Below are 12,435 nucleotides of genomic sequence, written 5' to 3' on the forward strand. Positions count from 1 at the left end.
GATTCACTGGTACTCCGTCCCGTTCAGTTGGCCTTGGTTGCTGACCGCTGTTGAGGAGGAGCAACGCGAGGCCACGCTCTTCTGAATTCGTCTTGCGATCTTGTTTGGGCATGCTCTGCACTCATTTGATTTTAGTCTGTTTCGCGCGCTCAACGTCGACTGGCGATTGCTTCCAGTCACTTCAATTTCAGACGCAGGATTCATGAATGTGAAGGCCGCGTCATACAGCTGCCACTACACAACACCTTCTACACTCCTGATAATCACAGTTCCATTTTGACCTTCTCGGATTGTCACACTTGCCGACAAATTCAACAAAGAGGCAGCTTGCTCCGAAGGTCGGCCATCGAACCTGTGTCGCGGTTTGCTTACAACCTGCCAAGCGCCAAAACCATGATCAAAATTAATGATCAACTGTCGCTCGTCCTCAAGAGTAAGCACCATTTGCCTTTCATGGGGCAGGTCTCTCTTTGGCTTTATTTTGACCGTTGCGCCCGGGAAAACCTCGGAAATAACATCTGACCTCACACCGTCGTCAGGGAAGGCATCGAAAACAGAGTAAGCATTTCTCGTACTTGGCCCCACATGAGAAGACTCTATGAGAAGTTTGACCGGATTTCCTCTTGCCCCAGGTACGGCACGAACGACTTCCGCGAATAGCCTCAAAGCAAGTGGCGTCAGCAAATAGCGATCTCGGTAGGTAATGGATTTAACTCCCGAGCTCTGTATCTTCCCGACAGTGAGAACATCACTTCGCCTCAAGAGCTGCCAAAAGCCCGATCCAAACTCGGCCATGGGGCCATCTAGCTTAGATTTGATCTCGACGACTTTAGCGTTGCCGCTCATTTGTTGAAGCAGCGATGAAGTGGAAAGGGGTTGCGGGTCAGAAATTTGAGGCGGAGGGCCCTTCAAACAGGGCGATGTCTCCCCCAATCCCCAATTCTCTCCTGGGATCGACGCCAGACTATCCGTCGCGGCGATCGCTATCTCTTCGTTCGAGCATGAAATACAGGCTATGATAGGCGTGCCGCCCATCGTTGGCAGAGTTTGCAAGTGCATAATGTCTGAGAAGGTCGAAAAGCGATGGAGGCAAAGCGCCTGGTTGAGATCGACCCCCCCGCCCAACAACGCTTTCGACTGTAGAACAATGCGCGGCCTAATCCCGTCTTGAGATGCACGGACAAGCACCTGTTGAAGGGGCCAAACATCCAGATCCCAGGCTTCGTTTTTGACATCACTGTGCATAAATACCGTAAGACCGGAGAGTTTCCTCGCCCGTCTTTGTCTTTCAATCCAGTCTGCAACTGGAAGCCCCACAACCGAAGTCTGAGGTCCGAATACCCGCAACTCATCGGGTAACCTGAGTTTCTTCATAAGGCTCCGCATGACCTCGAGGCCCGCTCGCCTGTCGAGCTTGTCACCAATGAAATTGATATCGGGTCGCAAGACACAGGCAGGACAGCCATTGTCGCAGTCTGATGAGCAATCGAGAATTATCGCCGCCTGTAGAAGGACATCGGAAAGCCAGTCAGCCTCCGCTAGTCTCGACGAGAGACCAGCTCCGCCGGCCGCGTGGTCGAAAATAACCGCTGTTGCACGGGGATCATCTGACGGGCCGCGCGTGCGCGAACAGGCGACGCCGATCTCTCTAGATTCGGTGCCTAGTTTTCGGGCCAGCGCCTCTCGAAGTGCCGCGGCAACAGCGAGCGCCTCCCCCGACTTCGCACCTCGCGGAAGTTGCAGTTCGAACACATCGGTCGCTGCATCATGAATAAACCTAACATTGCGCTGGACCCGCCCTGCCGCAGGATCGCCGCCTGGGCATCTTCCTCCCTGCAGGTCGGCATCTTGGACAGGCGCCAGAAGTTTGTGACCCCTTATTGCAGTGGGCCAGGGATTACCCTCTTCTTCACCGGTTTCAGATTCTGCGCGTCCGCATGCAAGGCAGACAGCGTATCCAAACCCGTCCAGCCCTGCTCCGAGAGTCAAAAGCCTGCCCGACGAATTGACGCGAATCCGTCCAGCATCAGGATCGGGTAGCGAAACCCACGGTTCGCCCGAGGCCGAGACTTTCGGCATCTCAGACGGCACGAACCCGAGACTTTCATAACCAGTATGCGGGCGTTGACGGCCGATGAATCCCGATGGGCGAAGACTGCGAAACCAGTTCAGATTGGACGCTCCACATTCCGGGCAGGCTTCAGGATAGCCGGTCTTGGACAAGCCGAAGTCATTGCAGGTCGCACAGTGCCAATGAATGCCCAAATCTTCGATGCCAGACGCGTCGGTGGAGCTTTGCCAAGCCGGCAAGATGCCCTCGGACTTATGCACCAAACCATTGATGACGACTTCTGCGCCCGGGGCGTATTCGCGGATCGCAATATCGAGCGTTCGACTTGCACCTCCAAGTCGATCCGAGATTTCAGAGGTTGCCGTTTCGGCGGGGCCGGTCTCGCCGGTGATATGGTCAAATGTGACGACATCAACCGGGAAACCATAAGCTGGGGTGAAGCCGCGTTGCGATAGAACACTCAGCAGAAACTGACCTGCCATTTTCTTGGCTTTCAGGTTCAGCGACTTTGACGCTTCCCGATCATTTGAGAGGCTTGCCCTCGTCAGAATTTCTGCATGCTCTGCGCGCCACTGATTGAGCAGATCTTCGAAGGCATTCGCGGCCTGCGCGGCAAGCTCTTCTACGGAGACCTGATCAAACGCAGTTCCGCGTGTTAAGTTGCCCAAGGCTTCGTTGGCCACATCTTCTGAGCTCCAAGCGCCGCGCAACGCGTCGAGGAAGACGTCGGCCGGCGCATCGGGTTCCACCGGATTGTCCGGATCCTCAGTCGCTCCAAAGAAATCGCCGACCGTAGATCTCACATTGATGCCCGCCATACGATCCCTAAGGAAACCGGCGAGCAAGGCCGCGTTTACGTGTCTTCCCACAACGATTGGGCTGTCCAAGCGAACCGCCGGCGCCGCGATTGGCGCCTCAAGTAGACGCTTGGGATTTTCGAACGTAATGCGATCTAGTGGCAGATCTCTGCAGAACGTCGCAGCGAATGCCCATGGCTCTCCGCGCCGACCCGCTCGACCAACGCGCTGCCGGTAATTGGAAATTGAGGGCGGTACGTTTGAGTTCACGACCAGCTGAACGTTGGGAATATCGACCCCCATTTCCATCGTTGTCGAGCAGTTGAGCAGATTGATCTTCCCCTCTTTGAACTCCTCCTCGAACTCCGACAGCAATTGCCGTGGGATTTGAGCCGAGTGCTCCTGAGCGCGATAGAAGGGCGCGTAATATGATACTCGGTCATGCAGGTCGGTCCAAAGCGCACGTTCGCGCAGTGACCGCACAGTCTCGTCGCCAACTGTCCACTCTCGAAGTTGCGCGCGCACCTCAGGGGTAACGCCTCCTGCGTTGGCCTCTGGGATCCTTGGCATGACAACCGGCGTCATTTCACGCGCTGGATCGTATGGGGAAACCTGCTTGCCCGGCGCGTAACCGAACAGTCGCCGCGTCACAGGGCACAGCCACGCTGTCTCAACGCGCATTAAGGCCGCGCGCTCAAAATCGAGCCGCCAGGCTCCTGCGCCCGTATCTCGCGCAGCCGTTGACTTGATGAGCGACCAGAGCGCATCCAGGACCTCTCGTGCACGGTCAGTATCCGCAGCATTTGTCCAATCACCGCCGATTATGCCGTAAACCAGTCTTTGGAAGCGGGACCCTTTCGCAGAACGCGGTTCGGGATCTGGCCAGAAATAAGGGCTTTTCTCTGCAACTCCTAGTTCACGAGCCTCAGGACTAAAGACTGATCGCCGGCCAGGCTGCCGCGGGTTAATCCATCGGGCGAACTCGTCGCTCTCTACGTTTACGGCAAAGTTGTCCCGGAACACGAAGTCGATTGCAGCGAGGGCCAAACCAGTCCACCCTTCCGCTGTTACCCCCACCTCTTGCAACGCTGCGGGTATATTGGAGCGGCAACGGTCTTCCAGTTCGGGGAAAGCCAATCGAGCTAGCCCCATCGTCTCGATGCTGTTTTGGACGCGCGGCCTGCGGAACAGCTCCCGAAACAGGAACATTTCCGCAAGTTTGGATGGTTCATCCGCCATTTGTGATCCACCGAAGCGTCTGGGACGCCAAACTTCCGCAGCAAAGTTCCTTAATTCAGACTGATCGGAGAAACGCTTGATGAGGTTGCGCCAGGCAACTGGTTTCTCCTGATCAGAAAGCTGGCTTTTGAGATCTGCAATTTCGTCGGCAAAGTCGTCTGGCTCGGGTAGCGCCAGATATTTTGCGAGCTTCTTTTCCAGTTGTAATTTTACCTCTGGATCGAGGCCGCTGCCCTCTTGCACCGCGTGGTAGAGAAAGGCGCGGGTCAGGTTCCGCTCGGATTCCTGCTGCAGTTTTGCCGCCAGCTGGGCAACTCCTTTCCTGCTATCCGAGAAGGTAATTGCCCTGCGTCCACCCATCGGAACTCCCGATGTTTGAAGGGGCGGTGCGAGTGACTCCGCCAGCTCAGGCAGCGAATTCGCCATGAGGAACGGCGGTCCAAAGCGGAAGGGCATCATCCTGGCGTTTTGGCTGTTCGCGCAGCAGCTGCGGTCCGTTGGACTATCGAACAGACGAAGTTGCACGCTCTGTTTGTTTTCCGGAGCGGCGTTGTCAAACACCTCTCCTTCCGGCACCGACACAAAGCTGGCGCCAAGGTCTAGCGAGGCGGCCAGCCAAACGCGATCCGTCAGGGTTTCCTCAGCCTCATCCTGTTCAGGCTCAACGTCCACGGCGTAGTCATCGATTTCCGTCTGACGAGACGGAATCAGCCGTAGGTCAGCACCGCTCTGTTCAATGCCTGCAACCAAATGAGGGGTTCCGCAGTCTGAACAGGCGAGCACCTCAAAAACCGGCGCACCGCAGGTACAGTGATCCTTTTGAAAGAGGTGGATGGCCCCAAAGTCCCAGTTGGCCTCTTGCTCAGTGAGTTCCGCATCCTTGTCCGGGCAATTCGGGTCAATGCAGGCCCATATTCCACCTTGTGCACGGTGAAACAGATGCGATCGCCAAGGGAGCAGCTTCTCACCTTCAGGGTTTTCCGCTTTGGCAGCCGAGAATAAGACGGACTGTGCTGCTTCTGTTTGATCAAGGCCCAGTGTCCCTTTAATTTCGCTGAAGGTCAGGCCTCCCAAGAGCATCTTTTTCTTCAGCTCGTGAATTCTCGGATGCGGCGCCAGCATGTTCCACAGTTCAGACGGCGGAGATGCTTGAAGGGCGGCAGAATCAAATGGCCCATCATCACCAGGACTGGGCAGCTCCGGGTCAATCGCCTCTCCCTCAATGACGCGCGTGCGATCTTCAGGAACGCCGGCAAGATCGGAGACAAAGCTGGAGAGTTTTTCCTTGGTGCCCTCGCCCTCGCTGATGGTGGCAGAGGTGGCCATCAACCTCACATCCTCTGGCTTCACACCGAATGCTGCGCGCACCCGCCGAAGAAGCAGCGCCATTTCGGCAGCCTGAGCGCCAACGTAGCTGTGCGCTTCATCGAGGACGATCCAACGCAAGAGGCCCTGGGACTGTTTCAGGATCGGCTGATCCGCAAAGCGCATCAGCATGTATTCGAGCATCGTGACATTGGTCACGAGAATGGAGGGGGGCGTTGACCGGATATCTTTGCGGTTTCCGATCTCCGCCGGGGCAAGCTTGGCCTGGTCGACTTTTCTTGCCGTCTCCGGCGTAAGCCCATTGTAGAGGGCGAAGGATACTCGATCTTTCAGTGGCGCCGTCCACGCAGCCAGTCGCTCTCGCTGGCTCTCGATGAGTGCGTTCAGCGGATAGACAACAATCGCTCGGATGCCCTTTAACTTAACGGGGGCATCCTCGCGCAAAAGATCGTCGATCATCGGCACCATGAAGCACTCGGTCTTGCCCGAGCCCGTTCCGGAACTGACAAGGCAAGACAGACCTTCTTTCGCTGCGTTCCAAGCTTGCAGCTGGTGCTGATAGGGGCTCCACTCCCGCTTCATTCGTTCCGCTGAGGCGCTATCCAAAGCGTCAACAAGGCGCGCATCGAGCAGATTGCCAGACAATTCATCGAAGGTTTGATCCGCCGGTTTCCAGGCACGAGAAATCTCAAAGATTGGATCGGCAATTAGCGCATCTGCTTGTCCCGGCTTCTCAGAAAGGCGCCGGAGGAGAGTTGCGTTTAATCCTTTTGACGCGATCCTCCGCATCGCAACCATTGCCGTAGCTTCGCGGTTAGAGAGTGACTCGAGTATTTTGTTTAGGTGGGGATCTGTCATGAGTCAGCGGTTTCCTTGAAGTACGCGATCGCCAGTGGCAGCGCTGTGTCGAAATAAACAGGATCGATAAGTCGCAAGTTGATCAACGACAGAATTTCTCGAGTTTTGAGAGGCTGTCTCAAACCAAGAGATGCCTCAGCAACCACAATCGGAGCATCAATCAATTTCTGCGCATGTTGATTGAACCTTAACCCTTCGATTTGGGCTAAGGTGCGAATATTTACTAGACCCGAAGGAAGCCAATCGAGGCGCCGCACCGCCTCGTGCGCAACTTCAACGAGCCGTACCCGCGCGTTGCGTCTGATCGACGGACCAAGTCTCGCAGCAAGTTCCATATCTGCAATCAGGCGAATTCGATCTGTTTGAATCAATGCCATCGCTAGGTGGCCCGAAAGCTCCGGATGAAGCCATGCAATCTCTTTCACCCGGCGAGTAAGGGCACGGTCGACCTCCTCTTCGAGCTCAGCTTCCTCGAAGACAGTTCTCAGCTGAGTTCGCCTAAACTCACAGAAATGATTCATCGCAGTTTGAAAATATTCCAGAAGTGTCGCTGGCCAGTAAATTGGAGCTGCCGTTTCAAGGCCAAGGACAAGGGGCAGGTCTGAGGAGCCGACCCTGAAGGCGAGCGACAAGGCGGCTTCCGGAACTTTGGGCAGCGCCTGCACTTGATCGAGAACGCCCGCGTCTCCTGCGTCCGCGGCATATTGTATGAGTTGCCAGTTGCGCCGCCAATTTGGGTTCTCGGGTTGATCCACCAAGGCCCGCCACTCGTCGACGTAGGCAGCAATGCGGTCCTCTCGGCGCCCTAGGTTTCGCTCTTCGGGAACCCAAACTGCGGCACGTTGAATTCTGCCATCGAGACGGGAAAAGAGAAGCCAGGGGCCGAGGTCGATTTCTAGGGAATCAGAAAGATCAATATCCGAAACTGTAAACCTCGCGGAGACCGGCGCAGTATCTGATGTGAGGCTGATGGCTATGATTTCGGCGCGATCTTCTTCGCTCTCAATTACGATTTGCGGTAGATCACCCGGCCGCTGTGGATCACGCTCTTGCCCGAGCCTCAGGATAGAACCCCTGACGGCGGCGTGATTTTCATAGCGCCGAACTTCCAGTCGTTTACCCTCGTTGCCTCCAACAATCAGACGTATATCAACCTGAGCGTCAGGCCCGCCGTGAGCGAGCATGAGCCACACCAGTTGAGACATTGCTCCCAGCGACGCTTCCCCCCGAATTCTGAACGCGCTCGGCGGTTCATTGTTGAGTTTCAGCTGAATATCGCCGGCCGATCCGGAAGGAACAACCGCGCGCCATCCTCGCAGGGCGTCGGGGACGATTGGCCTATTGTCTTGAAGCCGGTTTCCGCTCGGATCCAGAAGCATTCCCTCGCGTGAGGGCCAGGCAGCAAGAAGTTCCAAGTGTCGACCTAATACAGGATCTGAGAGCCTCAAGATGATCAGCCCGATTGGAGACCCTGGCGCGGTTAGGCTCAGTTTGCCTGGCGCAGAGCCAACTTCCTGGCGAACCACCTGGTCTCCCAAAGACAATGCAAGCGTCCAGTTATCAGGGAACCCATCCACGGACAGCTCCACCGTTCCCGCTGACATCTCTCTCAGAACGAGGCTTGTTGTTGAGGGAAGACTGACAATCCGCATTTGAGCGACGCCGAAAGCGTCGCCACTCCAAGAGATGACTTTCGTTCCCAGACTCCGACCTTCGCGTACAATTACTGAAGATTGATCTGGAGCGCGCAAGGGAGCGTCACCAATCCCAGTAAGAACTGTTGGCTCACCCAAAAAAATCGGGCCTCCGTCCTTCAAGCGCCACCCGGTCAAAGTGTCGCCGATCGGAATGATGCGGGCACGATCCTCAGCGTCTTCGACACCTGTACCTATGCGAAGTTGTAGGCCCTGCACGGTAACAATTCCGGTTCCAGACACGGGCCAAAGTTGTCCGTCTTCCGCATCTTGGGAGTCTCCGATTTGAAGCCCGTCACTCACGGCAGGTTGGCAGTCAGAACTTGTGAGGATCCAAAGCGCCTGTGATTGCGTGCGTCCTGAAGATGGAAGCAACGTATCGACCGCTAAGCCTTCAACTTGATCGGCAGCCCTCCAGATGCTCGGAGCCTCCAGAGAGTGCGGTAGCCCGGGGTCCATAACAACCGAGCCCAGAGTACGTCCGTCCGCATACGCCTCGAAAACGATCGTTTCTGAAATACTTAATTGAGAAGACGTCGTTTGCTGCGTCCCAAATCGACGTAGGCTCCATGCTTTTTCTTCGGGCGACGCAGTGTAGCTGACGGATGCGCCTTTTGGACCAGACGTGGCGACCAGCCTCAACCTCTGCCCCACCGCCTCCGGCAGCAAGTCTCCAGGGATGGTGCCGCTCGGAGCGTACTTAACATAGCCCCTCCAGATACCATCGCTGCCTCGGCACAATTGTCGTGCTATAGGGACGTCCGTCCTGACGAGACGAGTTCGTTCAGACTTGAGAGCTGGCCTGATTAGAGCCTCATACGCCTCAGGTGAGAGACGCAACGGCAAAGTTTTTTTCCAATCACGGACATTTTCGTCGAGCCAGTTCTCGATCAGCCCCGGCTCGATTCCTTCAGGAACTCGCTCGCGAAGCTCGACGAGCGACATACCGAACTCTGAGAGCGCTTTAACCCAATCTGTATTGTGAAAGGCTTGCGGAAGACTGACGATATATCTACCCGCAATCGTTGGCGCGATACCTCGTGCGTGAGTTCCGCCCTCCGCTTCAATCTCTCTCAAGAACCCTACGACAACTCTGTTGTACAGACCCTGCTGCCGCAGAAGTGCTTGGGGCAGCCCGCCTTCCGACATCAAAGAGTACAGATACTGGCGGATCCCAGTTTCAGTTGTGCGGACTTTTCTGAGCCACCACTTCAATCCCCGATCAACCAAAACCACAGCTAGGTCGCGATCCTCGGCAATCCCGAGTCCATCAAATACGAAGCTCCAAGTTAGCTGTCCTCCGAGAAAGTCCGCACGGATGTGTTCTGAAGCCCAAAGAACAAACGCGGCAGAAGTCTCGGGCAGTGTCTGTCCGATGGACAACCGAGCAGGCAGTATTGACCCCAAACGGGCATGAGCTTCGGCTGAGTAACTATAAGAAAATAGTGGCCTGCCGTCGGGCGCGGCTAAGCCTCCGCTTTCGTCTAGGACTTCATCAAGTATCTTCATTTGATAACTGTTCGACGCATTTTGTTTCGCAAGGGCGATCTGCCCTCTCTTGTAATTGAGATATTGTCTTTTTTGGGGAAACAGAAGAATCGATTTCGGTTGAGCATTCAAGATACCTGCAAAATGCATTTGCCAACTGCATCTGCCGCGGCGTCCTGCATTCCGCCTCGAACACCTTTGGTGACGCGACCAAGACTCCAACACACTTCGCGCGAGAGATCGCAACATTGAACCGGTTTGCACTGTACAGGAACTCCATGCCCCGCGGTGCGTCGGCATGGCTCGATGTCGCCATCGAGTAGATCGCTATGGGTGCCTCCTGGCCCTGGAACTTGTCGACAGTCCCGACGCGCGCACCCGGCAACCGCTGCTGAATTTCAAAGACCTGCGCGTTGTAGGGCGCGATGATCAGCATGTCCTCGAGCGTGAGAGGCTTCTCCTGTCCCTCCCGATCAATCCATGTCGGCTGACCGGACAAAACTTCCTCGACAAGTCCAGCAACGGCATCGGCCTCCTCAATCGAAGAACTTTGATTGCCTGAATGCTCAACTGGTAGAAACCTCAGGCCCGTTCCGGTAAGGGACCCGCCACCGCGGATTTCCTGCAGCTCGCATCCCTCTACAGAGTGCAGCTTGTCATCATAGAAAAGCTCGGAATTGAACTGGCAGATATCGGGGTGCAGGCGCCAGGTTTCCTCCAGGAAAAGGCCCTCGTCTTCGGCAATCGTATGCGCGTCGCCAAGAACATGCTCGAGCGCGGAGACGCCGGTGCCGTCCGGATGCGTGCCCTGCGTGGGCTGGTCCAGCTGCTGTGGATCTCCAAGCAAGATTAGGGTCTTCGCGCTCTGAGCAACTGCTAGGACATTGGCCAGAGACATCTGCGCGGCTTCGTCGATCACGAGCACATCGAGCACTTCATGCGCGTCAGCGCGTGACCAAAGGAAGTGCGTCGCACCTGCAACCTGCGCCGACCCTGAGCCCAGCGCGGCATAAACCCCGGCGTTGTCCGACACGAACTTCAACCGGTCCTGATCAGGTTCCATCTCGCCGGACTTCGGTTTCTGCACGCAGCAGAGATCGACCTTCATCTCCGGGACGGCTTCGACGACCTTGTCGAGCAGGTTGCGGATCACCTTGTGACTGTTGGCCGTGATCCCGACCTTCTGTCCACGCTTGACGAGTTCGCAGATCATGCGGGCGCCAGTGTACGACTTTCCCGTTCCCGGAGGGCCCTGAATCGGGAAAACGCCTTCACCAAGCTCGCAAACGACGCGAAGCGCAGCGTCCAGGGTCGTTTCGCCCGGCTGCCGGATCGGTCCATCGCCAAGTTGCGGTTTGAGACGCAGCAAGAGTGCCCGGGCGCTCTGATAAGGCCCGTCCCCTGCGATGCCATGGTCGGCAACGTATTCTCCAAGCCGCATCAGGCTGTCGGCCTGTTCCTTCGTATTGAACATCTGATGCGCGAAGACGCCCTCGGGGTGGATGTCAGCCGTCTTCCCCATCTTCTTGATGTCGACCGTCCGGTCATCCGCAGAAACCTCGATCACGCTGCCGATTTTGTCGCCGCCATTCATCCGCAATGCTTCGTCGCCACGAAGATCCGTGTCCTGCTGCGGGAATGCATAGCGGTGCACAGGCGTCCGAGCGCCCGGTGGCGACACGTCTCCAACAAACACGAGCTGTGACAACGCGGCGCGCTCGTCGATGAGTTCTTCTGGCGTGAGCGCGGAAAGCCGGAAGTATTCCCACCAGGCGGCCTTGTCCTCACGACGATGCCAGTCGAGGATATTCGCGAGGATCCAACGGGCGTGCTGTTCGTCGCTCCGCTCTTCGATATCCGCGGGCACGTCGGCCGTGAGGCGCTCGATCAGGGCCTGCACTGCTTCCTGACGTTCTGTCAGCGCCTCGCTTGGCTCCTGATCGGACGGCAAGGGACGCGGAACATCCGTGCCGGCATGGACAAGCTCCTGCCGGCGACGTTCAAGCCAGTCGCGGAGGGCAATGGTCGAGGTGCAGTCCTCGTAATTGTAAGACTGCACGGTCGCGCGTACCTCGCCGTCAATGGCATCGATATCGCCTAGTTCGAGCCCGGCCTGCAGGCGCGCAAGAGCCACGTTCGCATCTGGCAGACTGGTATCCCGCACAAAGCCGTAGATCGGCTCTAACTTCTTGATCGAGTAGCTCTCGACCCCAGCGCGCAGTCCATTGCGCACAACGCTGTAGAGGTCGACCAGCAGATTGCTGCGCAGGAAATCGTCGATCTCACCTTCGCGGGTCGCGTACCGGCCCATCAGCCGTTTCAGCGCCCCGGGCTCGTAAGGTGCGTAGTGGTAGATGTGCAGATCCGGATACCGTTCTCTGCGCGCATTCACGAAGTCTACGAAGCGCTCGAAGATGGCTTTCTCGCCTTCCCGGTCGAACGCCCAATCTGCCGTATAGGCCCAGGCGCCATTTTCATCGCGATAGATATAGCCGAAGAGATACTCGAGGCCGTGTTCCCCAACGAACGCATCGCTTTCGATGTCGAAGAAGATGTCTCCGTCAGACGGTTCAGGCAGCAGACACAGGCCGATATCTTCGACAATCGGCAGGAGCTCGTACCGGACCTCTCCGGCCTCGCGAGACTCCATTTGAATGCGGGCTTGCTCACGCGCCTTTTCGTAGGAGAGCGGTGGCCCCTTTTTTGGCTTCCAGGGCATGGGCGTCGGCATTTCCGCGAGAGCTGCCGCCGTCGTAATCCCATTCTCCTGAAGTTCAGACGTCTGGTTCTTGCTGATCCCGGCGACCAGACAGAGATGGTCATCTGCGCGGCGCCGTGCGTCGCATTTGGTCCGCCATCTGCAAATGTCGCAGTGCTCCTTCGGCTCTGTCCGTCGTCAGATAATTTGGGACATCAGAGCGGGTTTTGTTTTGGAGGCTCTGGCTCATCCTTGATTGAGTTT

The 12,435-nt window shown here is 56.7% G+C and carries 3 protein-coding genes and 1 pseudogene; all 4 read right to left on the bottom strand.

Translation table 11 applies throughout. From position 1 onward, the window contains the following. Positions 1-234: 234 nt before the first annotated feature. A complete protein-coding gene (locus tag ACROHD_RS17170) occupies positions 235-6,291 on the bottom strand; it encodes a DEAD/DEAH box helicase (protein ID WP_432679605.1) in 6,057 nt (2,018 codons plus the stop codon). Next, positions 6,288-9,494, bottom strand: a complete 3,207-nt coding sequence (locus tag ACROHD_RS17175) for an STY4851/ECs_5259 family protein (protein ID WP_432679606.1) — start codon at positions 9,492-9,494, stop codon at positions 6,288-6,290. Before ACROHD_RS17175 ends, ACROHD_RS17170 begins: the two co-directional genes overlap by 4 nt. Beyond that, positions 9,481-11,067 (bottom strand): DEAD/DEAH box helicase, encoded by a 1,587-nt coding sequence (locus ACROHD_RS17180; protein ID WP_432679611.1) that lies wholly within the window; start codon positions 11,065-11,067, stop codon positions 9,481-9,483. Before ACROHD_RS17180 ends, ACROHD_RS17175 begins: the two co-directional genes overlap by 14 nt. Positions 11,068-11,487: 420 nt before the next feature. Next, positions 11,488-12,342, bottom strand: a pseudogene (locus ACROHD_RS17185) (TM0106 family RecB-like putative nuclease); the annotation flags it as partial. Positions 12,343-12,435: the final 93 nt, after the last annotated feature.

Origin of the sequence: Nioella aestuarii, assembly GCF_050896395.1 — a bacterium.
GTDB lineage: Bacteria > Pseudomonadota > Alphaproteobacteria > Rhodobacterales > Rhodobacteraceae > Nioella > Nioella aestuarii.